General features: G+C 64.1%; 12 protein-coding genes. 7 read left to right on the top strand and 5 right to left on the bottom strand.

Annotated features, from left to right (window positions below; translation table 11 throughout):
- Positions 1-122: 122 nt before the first annotated feature.
- The 3 genes from htpG to groES all read right to left on the bottom strand — a co-directional run bounded on the left by htpG (position 123) and on the right by groES (position 4,282).
- Complete coding sequence (gene htpG / locus CK215_RS21000) at positions 123-2,015, bottom strand: molecular chaperone HtpG (protein ID WP_095832023.1); 1,893 nt, start codon at positions 2,013-2,015, stop codon at positions 123-125.
- Between the two features lie 271 nt (positions 2,016-2,286).
- Positions 2,287-3,915, bottom strand: a complete 1,629-nt coding sequence (groL, locus tag CK215_RS20995) for a chaperonin GroEL (protein ID WP_066992865.1) — start codon at positions 3,913-3,915, stop codon at positions 2,287-2,289.
- Positions 3,916-3,967: 52 nt separating this feature from the next.
- Positions 3,968-4,282, bottom strand: a complete 315-nt coding sequence (gene groES / locus CK215_RS20990) for a co-chaperone GroES (RefSeq protein ID WP_066992870.1) — start codon at positions 4,280-4,282, stop codon at positions 3,968-3,970.
- Between the two features lie 348 nt (positions 4,283-4,630).
- On the opposite strand from groES, the gene CK215_RS20985 reads away from it, so the two are divergent.
- From CK215_RS20985 to CK215_RS20975, 3 genes are all read left to right on the top strand, one after another.
- Positions 4,631-5,107, top strand: a complete 477-nt coding sequence (locus CK215_RS20985; RefSeq protein ID WP_066992873.1) for an Hsp20 family protein — start codon at positions 4,631-4,633, stop codon at positions 5,105-5,107.
- A gap of 84 nt (positions 5,108-5,191) precedes the next feature.
- Positions 5,192-5,701: an Hsp20/alpha crystallin family protein gene (locus CK215_RS20980; protein WP_066993187.1), complete on the top strand. Its 510-nt coding sequence runs from the start codon at positions 5,192-5,194 to the stop codon at positions 5,699-5,701.
- Between the two features lie 378 nt (positions 5,702-6,079).
- The gene (locus CK215_RS20975) at positions 6,080-7,507 is read left to right on the top strand and encodes a hypothetical protein (RefSeq protein WP_095832022.1); all 1,428 of its coding nucleotides are present in this window, start codon (positions 6,080-6,082) and stop codon (positions 7,505-7,507) included.
- A 40-nt stretch (positions 7,508-7,547) separates the two neighbouring features.
- Here CK215_RS20975 and CK215_RS20970 read toward each other — a convergent pair whose 3' ends face one another.
- Entirely contained in the window at positions 7,548-8,441 is an 894-nt protein-coding gene (locus CK215_RS20970) for a hypothetical protein (RefSeq protein WP_095832021.1), read from the bottom strand.
- A gap of 567 nt (positions 8,442-9,008) precedes the next feature.
- Between CK215_RS20970 and CK215_RS20960 the strand changes: the two genes are divergently transcribed.
- Positions 9,009-10,562, top strand: coding sequence for a serine hydrolase (locus CK215_RS20960; RefSeq protein WP_095832020.1), 1,554 nt, complete (start codon positions 9,009-9,011; stop codon positions 10,560-10,562).
- A gap of 67 nt (positions 10,563-10,629) precedes the next feature.
- Here the strand turns inward: CK215_RS20960 and CK215_RS20955 are convergent, their stop codons facing one another.
- Entirely contained in the window at positions 10,630-11,565 is a 936-nt protein-coding gene (locus CK215_RS20955; RefSeq protein ID WP_095832019.1) for a hypothetical protein, read from the bottom strand.
- Positions 11,566-11,745: 180 nt separating this feature from the next.
- Here CK215_RS20955 and CK215_RS20950 point away from each other — a divergent pair, with 180 nt between their 5' ends.
- The 3 genes from CK215_RS20950 (at position 11,746) to CK215_RS20940 (ending at position 15,177) form a co-directional block, all read left to right on the top strand.
- Positions 11,746-12,852, top strand: coding sequence for a KamA family radical SAM protein (locus tag CK215_RS20950; RefSeq protein ID WP_095832018.1), 1,107 nt, complete (start codon positions 11,746-11,748; stop codon positions 12,850-12,852).
- 78 nt (positions 12,853-12,930) lie between these two features.
- Positions 12,931-13,767, top strand: coding sequence for a BA14K family protein (locus CK215_RS20945; RefSeq protein ID WP_095778971.1), 837 nt, complete (start codon positions 12,931-12,933; stop codon positions 13,765-13,767).
- Positions 13,768-14,304: 537 nt separating this feature from the next.
- Positions 14,305-15,177 (top strand): ferritin-like domain-containing protein, encoded by an 873-nt coding sequence (locus CK215_RS20940; RefSeq protein ID WP_095778970.1) that lies wholly within the window; start codon positions 14,305-14,307, stop codon positions 15,175-15,177.
- Positions 15,178-15,218 lie beyond the last annotated feature (41 nt).

Here is a 15,218-nt window from a genome sequence, read left to right as displayed (position 1 = left end):
GCCTTGACCCGTCGGCAGGACAGAGGGGGGCGCGAAGGATCGCGACCGATCTCACCCTTGCGCCGCCTCCTCGTGAGAAGTCACGGCAGGATCCGGGCTCCGTGAGGCGCCCAACGCCCCCACTACTCCCTCGCCAAACCGCGCTCGATCAGGCGAGCAAGCCGCGCCGAAAACGCCCTGGCATCGGCCGGCTTGTCGCCGTCCAGCACGCGCGCCTCGTCGTAAAGCAGATGCGCGGCGTCTTCCTTGAAAGCGCGCTCGCCGTCGCCGAGCTTCGCCAGCGCCGTGACGCGCTCGTGCCGCGGGTTGATCTCGAGGATCGGCTTGGCCGCCTTGTCGAGGCGGCCGGCGGCGTTGAGCAGCCGCTCGAACTGGCGGTCGGGACCGTGCTCCGGTGCGACCAGGCAGACCGCGCTTTCGGTCAGGCGGTCGGAGGCCTTCACGTCCGAGACCTCGTCTCCCAGCGCCGTCTTCACGAAGGCCAGGAAGGTCGCGATTTCGGACGAGATTTCGGCATCCGGCTTGGACGCGGTGTCGAGCAGCGGGATCTCCGACAGTTCGGCCGCGCCCTGCGTCACCGATTTGAACGGCTTGCCGTCGAATTCCGGCGCCATCGTCGTCCAGAAACTGTCGACCGGATCGGTCAAAAGCAGCACTTCGATGCCGCGCGCCCGGAACCCTTCGAGCTGCGGCGAGACCTCGAGCCGGGCGCGGTCTTCCCCGACCATGAAGAAGATCGCCTTCTGCCCTTCCTTCATCGCGGCGACATAATCGGCCAGGCTGCGCAGCGTTTCGCCGGAAGCGGTCGAGCGGAAGCGGGCGAGCTTCAGCAGCTGCTCGCGCCGCTCGTAGTCCTCGTAGATGCCTTCCTTGAGCACGACGCCGAAATTCTCCCAGATCTTGGCGTAGGCCTCGGCATCGTTATCGGCGAGTTTGCCAAGATCGCCGAGGACGCGGTTGGTGACACCCTTGCGGATCGCGGCGAGCAGCGGGTTTTCCTGGATCATCTCGCGCGAGACGTTGAGCGGCAGATCGGCGGAATCGACCAGGCCGCGCACGAAGCGCAGATAGCGCGGCAACACGTCGGCATCGTCGGTGATGAAGACGCGCCGCACGTAGAGCTTCATACGACCCTTGCGGTCCTGGTCGAAGAGATCGAACGGACGCGAGCCCGGCACGAAGGCAAGCGCGCTGTATTCGTGCCGACCCTCGGCGCGGAAGTGGATGGTGGCGGCCGGCTCGTCATACTGGCCGGCGATGCTGCGGTAGAAGTCGGTATATTCCTCGGGCTTTATGTCGCTCTTCGGCCTCACCCAGAGCGCCGTGCCGTCGGCGATATCGCGCGGCTCGGCGCCCGGCTTCTCAACAAGCGTGATCGGCACCGGCACGTGGCCGGACTGCGACTTCGCCAGCCCTTCGAGCCGGTAAGGCGTGGTGTAGGAACTCGCATCGTCCATCAGATGCAGCACGACGCGCGTGCCGCGCCTGGGAGCTGCCGCAAGCGGCACGGGAGCGATCTCGTAGGTGCCCTTGCCGTCGGAAGACCAGCGCCAGGCTTCCTCGCTGCCGGCCTGCCGGCTGATGACATCGACATGATCGGCCACCATGAAAGCGGAGTAGAAGCCGACGCCGAACTGGCCGATGAGTTGCGAGTCCTCAGTCGCCTTGCCGGCCTCGACGCGCTCGATGAAGGCACGGGTGCCGGAGCGTGCGATGGTGCCCAGAGCCTCGGCCATCTCCTCGCGGCCCATGCCGATGCCGTTGTCCTCGACGGCAAGCTGCTTGTTGTCGGGGTCCGCCGAAATGGTGATGCGCGGCTTTGCGTCTTCGCCCAGCAGCTCGGGACGGGTGATCGCTTCGAAGCGCAGCTTCTCGCACGCGTCCGCGCCGTTGGAGATCAGCTCGCGCAGGAAGACGTCCCGGTCCGAATAGACCGAATGCACCATCATGTGCAGCAGCCGCGAGACATCCGCCTCGAATGTCCTGGTTTCCGTCGTCTTGGTATCCGTCGTCATTCAGAATCTTCCCACATAGTAACTCTGGCCCGTCGCGCCGCGGCGTGTCGAAGCTGCCAATCTCCGCCGATGAGGGGAGATGTCCGACAGGACAAAGGGGGCGCGTCCCGCCAGCCGATCTGTCGCGGAGTGCTTTCTCGCTTTTCCGGTTCTTGTCAATTCAGAAGGGTGCCGTTTCCCTCGCGCTCCCTTTTGCCCTGCCGACCAATCTCCCCCGATTGAACCCTGTCGGGGGAGATTGGCTGTGTCGGCGCCGCGCCTCCCCAGCGTCCTAGAAGTCCATGCCGGCGCCGGCGGGCATGGCGGGTGCCGCTTCCTTCTTCGGCTTCTCGGCGACCATCGCCTCGGTGGTGACGAGCAGGCCGGCGATCGAGGCTGCATCCTGCAGCGCGGTGCGCACGACCTTGGCCGGATCGATAACGCCCTGGCTGAAAAGATCGCCATATTCGCCGGTCTGGGCGTTCCAGCCATAGGCGAAATCGGTCTTCTCGCGCAGCTTGCCGACGATGATCGAGCCTTCCGCCCCGCTGTTCTCGGCGATCTGACGCGCCGGCGCCTCGATGGCGCGCCGCACGATGTCGACGCCGTATCTCTGGTCGGGGTTGTCGGCAGCCACCGCGTCGAGCGCATTGGCGGCCCTGAGCAGCGCCACGCCGCCGCCCGGAAGAATGCCTTCCTCGACCGCCGCGCGCGTCGCATGCATGGCATCGTCGACGCGGTCCTTGCGCTCCCTGACCTCGACCTCCGTCGAACCGCCGACGCGGATCACAGCCACGCCGCCGGCGAGCTTGGCCAGACGCTCCTGCAGCTTCTCGCGATCGTAGTCCGAGGTGGTCTCCTCGATTTGCGCCTTGATCTGCGCGACGCGGCCCTGGATCTCCTCCTTCTTGCCGGCGCCATCGACGATCGTGGTGTTCTCCTTCTCGACCACCACTTTCTTGGTGCGGCCGAGCATCTCCAGCGTGACGTTCTCAAGCTTGATGCCGAGATCCTCGCTGATAGCGGTGCCGCCGGTGAGGATGGCGATGTCCTCCAGCATGGCCTTGCGGCGGTCGCCGAAGCCCGGAGCCTTGACGGCCGCAACCTTCAGGCCGCCGCGCAGCTTGTTGACCACCAGCGTCGCGAGCGCCTCGCCCTCGACATCCTCCGCGATGATGAGCAGGGGCTTCGCCGACTGAACCACCGCCTCCAGAACCGGCAGCAGCGCCTGCAGGTTGGAAAGCTTCTTCTCGTGGATCAGCACATAGGGCTCTTCGAGCTCGACGCGCATCTTATCCTGATTGGTGATGAAGTAAGGCGAGAGATAACCGCGATCGAACTGCATGCCTTCGACCACTTCCAGCTCGGTGTCGGCGGTCTTGGCTTCCTCGACGGTGATGACGCCCTCGTTGCCGACCTTCTGCATCGCCTCAGCAAGGAAACGGCCGATCTCGGCATCACCATTGGCGGAAATCGTGCCGACCTGGGCGATCTCGTCATTTCTGGTCACCTTGCGGGCGTTGGTCTTCAACTCCTGAACAATAGCCTCGACGGCTTTGTCGATGCCGCGCTTCAGATCCATGGGATTCATGCCGGCGGCAACGGCCTTGGCACCTTCCCTGACGATGGCCTGGGCGAGAACGGTCGCGGTGGTCGTGCCATCGCCGGCGATATCGCTAGTTTTCGAGGCGACCTCGCGCACCATCTGCGCGCCCATGTTCTCGAACTTGTCCTCGAGCTCGATCTCCTTGGCGACAGTGACGCCGTCCTTGGTGATGCGCGGAGCGCCGAACGACTTGTCGATGACGACATTGCGGCCCTTAGGGCCGAGGGTGACTTTCACCGCGTCGGCGAGAATATTGACGCCGCGCAACATGCGGTCGCGGGCGTCGGAATGGAATTTCACTTCCTTGGCAGCCATTGGAACACTCCTTCAGCAGGCAGCTTTCATTCACCGGATCGGGTGGGCCGGTTCAAGCCGCTTTTCCCAACGCCGATGTCTGCTCGACCACACCCATCACGTCGCTTTCCTTCATGATGAGCAGGTCTTCACCGTTGAGCTTGATCTCGGTGCCGGACCACTTGCCGAACAGGATGCGGTCGCCGACTTTGACGTCGAGGGGAATGAGCTTGCCGCTCTCGTCGCGCGCGCCGGAACCGACGGCGATGATCTCGCCTTCCTGCGGCTTCTCCTTCGCCGTGTCCGGGATGATGATGCCGCCGGCCGTCTTCTCCTCGGCCTCGACGCGGCGGACCAGAACGCGGTCATGCAATGGATGGAACTTCATATCGTTCTCCTTCGGGACAAACAGATTTTGAGAGGTTCCTCCACTCCGGACCGGAAGGACCGGAGCGGGGCTCGCGATCCTTTCGGCCTCGCGCATGTGGATGTGGTTTTGCACGCGCCGGTTTCAAGAGGCCGCAAGAAATTTTTTGGCACTCGCAACAGCCGAGTGCTAGCGCCGTGAAAACAAAGGTAAATTATGCAGCTTTGACGGGCGCGCCCCGGACCTCTTGACGGCAAAGGAATCAATTCCCAAATCGAGCCTGCCGGCGCCTGAAGTGGCCGGCAAGGTCAAGGAGCGCCGCTGCCTTGGCGCTCCTCGTATCTATGTTGCTCAATGGAGGATGTAGCTATGAGAACCAGTTTCGACTTTTCTCCCCTGTTCCGGTCGAGCATCGGCTTCGATCGAATGCTGAACGCGCTCGAGACCGCAAGCCGCATCGAAACCGCTGACAACTGGCCGCCCTACGATATCGCCAAGAGCGGCGAGGACGACTACCGCATCACCATGGCCCTGGCAGGCTTCAGCCAGGACGAACTGGCCATTACCCAGGAGCAGAACATGCTGATGGTTTCTGGCCAAAAGGCAGGCGAGGATAACGGCGAGTACCTGCATCGCGGCATTGCCGGCCGCGCATTCCAGCGTCGCTTCGAGCTTGCCGATCACGTCAAGGTCGTCGATGCGAGCCTCGTCAACGGCCTGCTGACAATCGACCTCAAACGCGAGATCCCGGAAGAAATGAAGCCGCGCCGGATCGAGATCACGGCGGACAAATCATCGCCAAAGGCCGCGACAAAGAAAATCGAGGCCGACAACAAGGCGGCCTGAGCCTTCTCGCCGCGCTTTGCGCCAAGCGCCGGGTGATGTTCCCGGCGCTTCCTTGTCTTCCGGATGAACAGAAAGGAGGAAAAAATGAGTGTTCGTGATCTGATTCCCTGGGGCCGAAACAATGGCAACCAGGTTCCAAGTGTCTTCCGCGACGGCGAACGCGATCCTTTCCTGTCGCTGCATCGCGAGGTGAATCGGCTGTTCGACGACGTCTTCCGGGGTTTCGGTTCCGGCTTGCCATCCCTAGGCGGCGTATCAGCCTTTGGTGCCGGCTGGCCGAGCGTTGAGATCTCCGACAACGAGAAGGAGATCAAGGTGGCGGCCGAAGTCCCGGGCCTGGACGAGAAGGACATCGAGGTGCTGCTTGATGATGGCGTGCTGACGCTGAAGGGTGAAAAGCGCTCCGAGACGGAGGACAAGGAGCGGCAGTTCTCCGAGCGCGTCTATGGCCGCTTCGAGCGTCGCATCCCGCTGGGCTACGAGATCGAAGAAGACAAGATCGATGCCCGCTTCAAGAACGGCGTGCTGACGGTAATGCTGCCCAAGACCGCGAAGGCGCAGTCGCAGGCCAAGCGTATCGAAATCAAGAGCTGATGTCTCAGTGCAGGGGTTGGACCGACCGGTCCGGCCCCTGCGGCATGACGGAACTCTCGTGGCTAGATGGAACGGCCAACGCTGGCGTGGGTGCTGGCTGGAGCGTGGAACGGCTCCCTTTCCAAACGAGTGATCCGCTCGCAGCGGGCGCAAGAGGCTCGCTTGCGGCTCGATGACGTGCGGCCGACGCAGGCCATTCTAACCGTTTACCGCGCTGAGCGCAGATGCCGCTGACGGAACACCGCGCAAGCCTCTGGAAATCCGCGATAACCTTAATTCCTTCCTTCTTTTGGTCAGGCTTCCCGTACGGAACGTTAAGGGCTAGATTAGCAATTCGTTAAGTAATACGGCGGGTGTGAGCGTAAGAGGTGTGCCGTTATGAATTTCAAATCCCTGATCAAACGGGCCGAGGACGTAGACAAGGAATTTCAAGAGCTCCAGTCGGATCTGGCAGAGGCTTTCGAAGAATGTCTTTCGGCTGACGAAGAGACCTCCCCGGGATACGATTCTGCCGCCGACCTGGCGGCAAGCGAGGAGGAACCGCCGGGCGAGACTCAGTCCGAGGCTTCCGCCTCCCGGCTGACGCCGCACACCCAGACACGGTTGGCCGCCTTGGAAGCCGTTTCCGGACTCTTCCGCGACGGACAGGGTCATCTGGAGGAGATCGGGTCAAGGCTGGCCGAGATCGCCACAGCGCACCACATGACGCGCGATATCCTGAACGCCCTGCATCGCGATGCGCTGCGCGCCAATGAGCTGGAGCTGGAGAACGCCGCTCTGGGCTCCGAACACAAGGCCTTGTCGGAACAATTGCTTGACGCTACGCGCAAGCAGCGCGAACGCGACGGCGCGGCCGAGGCCTGGCAGCAGCGCGAGGCAAGTCTCGTCCAGGACAGGGAGTCGCTGCGCGAGGCGCTTGCAGCGGTGCGGCTCGAAATGGTCGAGATGGGCAATGAGAGCGCCAGGCGCGAGGCTGAGTTCGGTGAGATCGTCAAGACCCTGACGGCCAAGACCGTCGAAGCCGACAGGCGCGCTGTCGAGAACAAGCTGCTGCGCGAGAAGCAGGTCGGGCTTTCGATCGAGCTGGAGCAGGCGCAAAAGCGCGAGGCCGAGGCCCGGCACAAATTCGACGAGTTCGCGGCGACCCACGCCAACGAAGCCACGCGCGTTGCCGAACTGATGGCCCAGCTCGGTAGCCACGAGAAGGAGGAGGCCCGGCTGCAGAAATCATTGGAGACGACGCAGGCCAAGCTTGCCGAGGTAACCGAAGCCGCCCGCATTGCCGAAAGCGATGGCGCGGCGGAGCTTGCGCGGAGCCGGGCGGAGCTGCGCGGCTTGCGCTCCGAAATCCAGGAGCTGCAATCGCGGCTCGAGCAGGCCTCCATCGACAAGACCGATGCGGTCGCCGAGGCGACAGGACTGAGGGCGCAGTTGAATGACGCCGTGACCGAGCGGCAGATCGCGGAAGAGAAGCTTGCCGTTCTCAGGAACGAGAGCGAATTGGACAAGAAGAATTTGTCGGTGATCAGCACCAATCTCTCGCAGCTATCGCTGCAGCAGGCGTCGGAGCAGATCCAGCTCGATATCCAGAAACAGGAATGCGAGGACCTGCGCGCCGAGGTCGAGACGCTGAATGCCCGCATCAAGGAGCTGCTGCCTTATGAGCGGCTGCACAGGGTGACCGACGCCCGGGCTCGGCAGGATGTTGTGCCCGTGACGAATGGGCATGTCACCAACGGGCATATCGTGGAGCCGGCGCGACCCACCGCGAGGCGCCGGCGCAACATGAGAGCCGCCGCGAGCTGAGGGAAGGGTGTAGCCGGCTCAGCGCTTCACCGCTCTGGGCCTACTTCCCGGTCATCCGGTCAGCAAGCTGCTGGGCCTCGGCAAGCAGTGCCGGGAAGCCCGGATCGCCCGGCAGGCGCTCGCCCATGCAGGCGCGATAATCGCCGTCGCCTTTTTCCCAGGCGGCGTTGGCGGAATCATAGGCCTGCTGGTCCTTCAGGTCCGAGTTCTGATAGGCCTGCTGAAATTTCTGGGCAGCCGCGTCGGCCGCGGTCCAAAGCGCCTCGCAGGCCGCGATCTTCGGCACGGGCGGGGACGCGGGCGCCTCGGCGATCAGGACGCGGTCGCCCTTTACCACCGCGACGACGACCTGCTGGTCGTAGATCGGTCCGACATCCTGCGTCCAGCCGCCGAGCCGCGCGACGGCGATATCGGCGCCTTCGGGCTTCTTCAGTGAAAAGTCGAGCGTCTTCACGAATGCGGCGTCGCTGCCGATCGCCTGCGTATAGAAGGCGTCTAGCTTGAGCGCCTCGTCGATGCCGCCGGGCAGCCGGAGGCCTTCATCGTCCTCGTCAGCCTTGGACCGCAGCCAGCGCTCGACCAGCCCGCGGGTCGTCGCGACGATGCTCGGGCCGGCATCGCTCTTGGCGTAGCGCAGCCCGTCCAGCATGCCGAAGCCAATATCGGAGGCGCTCAGGCTCTGCAGATTGATCGTGCCGGTTGCCGGAAAATCCTTGACCGAAAGCGGACCCAGAATGGCGGAAAGACGCTTTTCCAGATCGGCCAGCGCCTTGGTGTTGGCGCCATCGAGCGTCTCCACTTCCGCGTTCGAGCTCTCCTGCGCCGCGATGTCGGAAATAGCCTTGTCGCGCGCGGCGATATAGTCGTCCTCCGGCGAGGCCGCGAAAACCACGCCGCTCGCCAGCGCGAACAAAAACGCCCAGACCAGCCGCATTCTATAACCCCAATTCAAACCAAAGCCTTTGTGGCCTTCGCCTGACTTGGCGGCTTTTGCGTGGCGGAATCCCGAGGAGAACCCGAATTTAATATCCCGCCTTCCGCTTCTCTACCTCCGCCTTCCTCAGCAGGAACCGCTGGATCTTGCCGCTCGATGTCGGCGAGGAGGTGAGGCACGCCGCGACAGTTGCGCTCTACGGCGCCCCCCTCTGTCCTGCCGGACATCTCCCCCACGAGGGGGGAGATTGGCAGTTCCGCTGACGGCTTTCCCTTTGCACCGTCGATGATTGGCGAAAGCCGGCGCCACATCTGATCTCCCCCCAAGTGGGGAAGATGTCCGGCAGGACAGAGGGGGGCGCGAAGGAACGCAAGCTTTCGTGTCCAGAGCACAGCCATGATGTCGGGGGACGGCCGGACCTTCTAAGGCGGGCGCAGGCCCAGAGGTGAGGGACGCACCCGGCGCGGCACCAGTCGATTGGGAGGATGATCAGGGCCGCGCAAGACTTGGCCAAGCCGGTGCCTGCCTGTACAATCTTAGGGTGAATGCAGGGGAAGGGAGCGCGCGATGCGGCTTGGTCGGGATCTCTGTCTGACGGTTTTGGCCTTCATCGCCGGACTGGCGCTTTGGCCTCACGCGGCATCGGCCGATCCCGTCACGCCCGCGCGCATCGCCGCCGCCTTGCCGAAGCTCGAAGCGCTGGCGCAAGCCGCCGTTGCCGATGGTGCCGTCCCCGGGCTCGCCATCGGCGTCGTGCATGACGACAAGGTGATATTCCTCAGGGGTTTCGGGCACCGCGAAGCCGGCAGGCCGGAGCTGGTCGACGCTGACACGGTGTTCCAGATCGCCTCCCTTTCGAAGCCGATCTCGGCTACCGTCGTGGCCGCGCTGGTCAGCGACGGGGTGGTATCCTGGGATTCGAAGATCGCCGATCTCGATCCGGCCTTCCGCCTTGCCGATCCCTATCCCACCGGCGAACTCACCATCCGCGATCTTTTCACGCATCGCAGCGGCCTTCCCGGCACTGCCGGAGACGACCTTGAGGGCATCGGCTACGACCGCGCCGAAATCCTTCGCCGCCTCCGCTTTGTGTCGCCATCATCGAGCTTTCGCGCCGGCTATTCCTACAGCAATTTCGGGCTGACCGAGGGTGCCGTGGCGGCCGCGAAGCCGACAGGCAAGCCCTGGGAGACGGTCGCGGAGGAAAAGCTCTACCGCCCGCTTGGAATGGCTGCGACCAGCTCCCGTCACGCGGACTTCATCAGCCGCGCCAATCGCGCCGCGCTGCATGTCAGAATCGACGGCGTCTGGGCCGCAAAGGTCAAGCGCAATGTCGATCCTCAGGCGCCGGCGGGCGGCGTGAATTCCAGCGCGCGCGATCTCATGCAATGGATGCGCCTGGTGCTCGGCGACGGGGTTTATGCCGGCCGGACGCTGATTGCTTCCGATGCGCTGCGACAGACGCATCTGCCTCAGATGGCGCTGGGCCGCAATCCGGTAACCGGAGGCGAGTCTTTCTATGGCCTCGGCTGGAATATTGATTTCGGCCGGCACGGCCTGAACTGGGGCCATGCAGGCGCCTTCAGCGTCGGCGCGCGTACGGTGGCGACGCTGTTTCCGCAGGAGAAGCTTGGCATCGTTATCCTTACCAACGCTTTCCCGACCGGTGTCCCGGAAGGGTTGTCCGACAGCTTTGCCGATCTGGTCTTCGACGGAAAAGTCGAAAAGGACTGGGTCGAGGCCTGGGACGGAATCTATGCCGGGCTGCTGGGTCCGGCGATCGCCGCGGCCAAGGCCGAATATGCCGCGCCACCGTCTCCGCCAAGGCCGGCCCGGCCGGCCAGCGCCTATTCCGGCCGCTACGCCAACGACTTCATCGGCGACGCGACCGTGTCGAGCGCGGGCGACGGCCTTGTGCTCGAGGTCGGGCCGGCCGGAGCGCGGTCCTATTCGCTGACGCATTTCGACGGCGATCTGTTCCTGACCCATCCCGACGCCGAGACGCCAGACCGGCCGGCGGGCGTGAGCTTCGTCGTCGGCCCCGATGGTAAGGCCTCGGCGATCACGATCGAGTTCCTCGACGACAATCGTCTTGGCAGGCTGCTGCGGGTGGGTGACTGATCGCTTCACCCAGAGCCGTGCGGCTATTCTGGGTGAACGACATGTATCAAAACAAAGACCCGCGGGCTCAGGATGCCTGCCCGTAGCGGAGCAGCTTGAAGCAGTCGCCGCTGCCCGACTTCGTCTGCGTCAGCACCGGTTTCGCGCGGTCGATCCATTCCTGCTGCGAGTTGGTGTCGGTCTCGATCGCATCGGCCGGTGCAAGAGCGACGAAACTCTTGCCCTTGCTGAACAGCCAGCAGGCGCGGGCGAGAAACCGCCTGCTGCGCTGACGCAGCAGGTCGGCGTCATAGAGGATGTCGAGCACCTCATGCTTGATCTTCGGTTCCTTGTCGGGCTTGGCGACCGCGGCCTCGACCGCCTCGTCGCCGATCGCCTCATGCAGGTCCTTGTAGTCGAGGGCTAGCTGCGTCGTCGCGTATTTGATCTCGTTCTCGTCGCGCACGATGTTGAACCACAGCGTCGGATCGATCTCGTTGACGACAAAGGTGGCTTCGAGGTCGCGCGACAGGTTCAGGATTTCGAAGTCTCGAACATCGACATCGCGTTCCACCAGCAGGATCTTTTCGACTTGCTTGGCGAGCTCCGTTCCCCTGGCGGTGATCGCGGCGTTGCTTCCCCCGTGTTCGGGGCCGACATAGGCGCCGCCCTCATCCAGTACCTCGTCGAACTCGCCCAGCGTTTCGATGACCGGGGCGCCGCGGGCAACGCGCGCCGCCAGTTTGGCGAGAACCTGCTGCAGCTCGGTCTCGCGCTTGCGCTGGTCCTGATAGTTCTGCTGGAAGAAGAAGATGAACAGCGAAACGCCGATGCCGATCAGGATCACGCCCAGCTGCGAAAAGATGTTGCGATAATATTCCAGCAGCTTTTCGCGATGGCGCAGTTCGTCGCGCACGCTGTGCGCCACGCGCAGATTGACGATCAGCGAAATGATCAGCAGCCCGGCGCCGACCAGGATGAGCCCACCGATGAGAAGGTAGCCATGGCCTGCGCTGAAATCCATTCGTGTCCCCCGAGCCTGCGCCAAATTAGCGCCAATTTCGTCGCGCTCAAAGCCGCGAGACAAGCCGGGCATCAGGCCCAGCCGGTCTCGCGCGCCGCTCCACCGCTCTGCGGCAACCAAAACGATTGACCCGGCCATCCATCCGGCCGATATCCCGCGCAAGTTCGTACCGAGACCCCAATGACCTCAGATACCGATCTCAAGGAAGCCGCGCGCCGCCCCGACGCCGCCTGGCAGGACGACGTGCGTGCCGGCGTGCGCCATGTGCGCGACCTCGCAGCCCTGCCGCTCTCGCCGGCCGAGCGCGCCGCCGCGCAGCAAGCCGCGGCCGCCCACAAGGTGCGCGTGCCGAAAGTCTATCTCGACCTGATCGACTGGAACGATCCGAACGATCCGATCCGCGCGCAGGTGATCCCGTCGCCGGACGAGTTGATCACTGCCGAGGGCGAGCTCGGCGATCCGATCGGCGACCACGCCTTCAGCCCGGTGCCCAGGCTGACGCATCGCCATGCCGACCGCGTGCTCTTGTTCCCGACCTATCAATGCGCGGTCTATTGCCGCTTCTGTTTTCGCAAGGAGTCGCTGACTTCGATCGGCCGCGGCTATACGCGCGAGGCGCTGGAGCCGGCCCTCGCTTACATCGCCCAACATAGCGAGATCCGCGAGGTGATCCTGACCGGCGGCGATCCGCTGTCGCTGCCCGACAGGGCGCTCGCCGAAATCCGCGCCCGCATCGAGGCGATCCCGCATGTGCGGCTCCTGCGCATCCACACCCGCGTGCCGGTGGCGCTGCCGACGCGCATCACGCCCGGCCTGACGGCATCCCTACAGGGAAGACTGATGGTGACGGTGGTCACTCACTTCAACCACCCGCGCGAGATCACGCTGGACACCGAAACGGCCTGCCGGACGATGCGGCAGGCGGGTTTTGTTCTGCTCAACCAGAGCGTTCTCTTGAAGGGCGTCAACGACAAGGTCGAGGTGCTGGAAGAGCTCTGCCGCGAGCTGATCTATCGGCTGGGCGTAAAACCTTACTATCTTCACCATGGTGATCTGGCGCCGGGCATGGCGCACCGCCGCACCACGATTGCCGAGGGCCAGGCGCTGGCCGCGGAACTGCGCCAGCGCCTCTCCGGCATCTGCAACCCGACCTATGTCATCGATCTGCCCGATGGCGGCGGCAAGGTGCCGCTCGGCCCCAGCCACATCGAGGGCCGGGACAGCGAGACATGGCGGATTCGCGGGCAGGACGGGAAGGTGAGGAAGTATCGCGAGGTGGTCGCCTAGTTCCTCATTTCGTCAGGCGGCAGAGGAACTCCCATCCCGCCCCCGCATTCTATAAGCGGGGGCTCGAAGGAGAGCAGCGTGAAGGCATTGTTGGGAATCGTCGGCGGCTTCGTGCTGACCCTGGCCGTGTTTGCCTCAGGGCTCGCCTTTGCCACCTGGCTGCTGGCCGCCAAGCCGGTGCGCCAGGCAACGCCGGCGATCGGCGTTTCCGAGCTCTGGACCAAGGACGCCAGGCCCGTCGATCCGGCGAAGCAGGATCTCGAGCGCATCCCGGCCCAGCAGGCCGCCGGCGCGTCCGCTAAGGCGGACGAGGGGGCCAGGGCGGCGGATACGGCCACGCAGACCGCAGCTCTCCCAACGCCGCAAGCCGCCGCGCCGCGGCAGTTGCAGCCCTTGCCCGAGGTCTCTCCGCCCAATGCTTCACAGACGGGCCAGGCCAATGCGGCTGAACAGCCTTCGGAGCAGGCGCCGGCCCAGCAGGCACAATTGCCCGCCGCGCATCTCGAATGGTGCGCCAACCGCTATCGCAGCTACCGCCCGCAAGAAAACAGCTACCGCTCCTACAGCGGGGAGATCCGCCCCTGCATCTCGCCCTATTTCGATCCGGGCGGCGATCGCACAGCCTCGACCGACGGGCACCAATCCGATCAGCCCTGGATGAACAATCAAGGCGAGGTGACTGACGACCAGGCCGAGATGGAAGGCTACGCCACGACACGGGACGGCTACGCGACGACCTATGGCGGCCCGCCGGAAGAGATTTTGCCGGAGGACCAGCCTTCCAGGGATCGGCTGCTGGGCCCGCAAATGTCGGGCGATCATATCGACTCCTGCTTCAGCCGCTATCGCTCCTACGATCCGCAGGACAACACCTACCAGCCCTATGACGGCGGCCCGCGCCGGCAGTGCGAGTAGGGCAGGCCCACGTTCCTGCGAAGTGACGCTGGGCCGCTGAATCTGGCGCGAGGCACTCTTTTGTAACTCAACATTGGCCGAATCCGTTATTGTTGCGGACGCAGTGGCGGACTGTAGGCGGCCTTCACACCTCAGGTCCGCTAGGCCTGGCAAGCCGCCTACGGCCTGCTCGCCGGCGTCATGATCGCCGCAGCCGGTGAGGGTGCAACTGGCGGCTTGAGCTCTCGTCAGGCTGGAGCGGGAAGCCGAGCGCGGCAGGCCATCTCTCCCGGGCCTCGTTCATGGCGCCGAGGTGAAAGTGAGGCACCCGTCGCCGCCCTGCCTGCAAGCCCGGCGCCGACCCGGGCGACAGGGCTCGAGCCTTCGACTGCGCAAAACCGCACCGGCGCCACGCGAGCCGTATCGCGGCCGCATCAGGCTCCCCCAGGCAAAGCCATATCGGCTTCTTTTCAGGAACATTCTGCCTTCTGCGAAGTTTGGCGGCTGGCCCGCTCATTGAGGCCAAACCGGTTGACAGGCGGGCTTCGGGAGGAAGCTATGACCGCTGTCACGCCTTCACTTCATGTTTGTCGCCGCCGGGCACTGCAAATCGGTCTTGGAGCGACCCTTGCTTCAGCGGCCGGCATTGCTGCGACTTCGTCTGCTGCCGCGCAGGACGACATAAAAGACGAAGACATTTTCCGCTTCGCGCTCAACCTGGAATATATGGAGGCTGAATATTACCTCCGCGGCACCACGGGAAAAGGCATCGAGGACTCGGACATCGGTTCCAAACCCGGCGATGTCGTCGGCGGCAAAAAGGTTGCCTTCGATACGCCCGCGCTCGGTGAATTCATGCGCGAGGTCGCGGAAAACGAGCTTGCCCATGTCAGGTTCTATCGCAAGACGCTTGCTTCGAATGCGGTGGACCGGCCGGCGATCGATTTCGATGCCGGCTTTGCCGCGGTCGCCAAGGCGGCCGGCCTCGGCGACGATTTCGATGCGTTTGGCAACCAGATGAATTTCGTGCTCGGCGGCATGCTGTTCGAGGATGTCGGTGTGACCGCCTACGCCGGTGCGGCAACTGTCCTGAAGAACAAGGAATTCCTCGCTGCCGCGGCTGGAATTCTCGCGGTCGAGGCCTATCACATGGGAATGGCGCGATCATCGCTCTATCGCATGGGCGAGAAGGCCTGGAAGGCGGCGAATGCGGTTTCCGACGCACGCGACAAGATCGATGGGAACGAGGACAAAGACCAGGGCATTCAGGTCGATGGCAAGGCCAACGTCGTTCCTTCGACGCCGGATGCGATTGCCTTCACAAGGACGCCGCAGGAGGTGCTGCGCATCGTCTATCTGACCGATCAGTCGGGTGTGAGCAAAGGCGGCTTTTACCCGAACGGGATGAACGGAACGCTCAAGAGCACCTAGCCGTTAGGGTGGAGCCGGTCACGATGATCTGCAACCCGGGC

This window comes from Mesorhizobium sp. WSM3864 (assembly GCF_002294955.1).
Classification (GTDB): Bacteria; Pseudomonadota; Alphaproteobacteria; order Rhizobiales; family Rhizobiaceae; genus Mesorhizobium.
This window is presented reverse-complemented; position numbering and strand designations above follow the sequence as displayed.

What these genes read in the sequence shown, in the direction of transcription:
- htpG (WP_095832023.1), bottom strand. Translation starts at nt 2,015, where the DNA reads ATGACGACGGATACCAAGACGACGGAAACCAGGACATTCGAGGCGGAT.
- groL (WP_066992865.1), bottom strand. Translation starts at nt 3,915, where the DNA reads ATGGCTGCCAAGGAAGTGAAATTCCATTCCGACGCCCGCGACCGCATG.
- groES (WP_066992870.1), bottom strand. Translation starts at nt 4,282, where the DNA reads ATGAAGTTCCATCCATTGCATGACCGCGTTCTGGTCCGCCGCGTCGAG.
- CK215_RS20985 (WP_066992873.1), top strand. Translation starts at nt 4,631, where the DNA reads ATGAGAACCAGTTTCGACTTTTCTCCCCTGTTCCGGTCGAGCATCGGC.
- CK215_RS20980 (WP_066993187.1), top strand. Translation starts at nt 5,192, where the DNA reads ATGAGTGTTCGTGATCTGATTCCCTGGGGCCGAAACAATGGCAACCAG.
- CK215_RS20975 (WP_095832022.1), top strand. Translation starts at nt 6,080, where the DNA reads ATGAATTTCAAATCCCTGATCAAACGGGCCGAGGACGTAGACAAGGAA.
- CK215_RS20970 (WP_095832021.1), bottom strand. Translation starts at nt 8,441, where the DNA reads ATGCGGCTGGTCTGGGCGTTTTTGTTCGCGCTGGCGAGCGGCGTGGTT.
- CK215_RS20960 (WP_095832020.1), top strand. Translation starts at nt 9,009, where the DNA reads ATGCGGCTTGGTCGGGATCTCTGTCTGACGGTTTTGGCCTTCATCGCC.
- CK215_RS20955 (WP_095832019.1), bottom strand. Translation starts at nt 11,565, where the DNA reads ATGGATTTCAGCGCAGGCCATGGCTACCTTCTCATCGGTGGGCTCATC.
- CK215_RS20950 (WP_095832018.1), top strand. Translation starts at nt 11,746, where the DNA reads ATGACCTCAGATACCGATCTCAAGGAAGCCGCGCGCCGCCCCGACGCC.
- CK215_RS20940 (WP_095778970.1), top strand. Translation starts at nt 14,305, where the DNA reads ATGACCGCTGTCACGCCTTCACTTCATGTTTGTCGCCGCCGGGCACTG.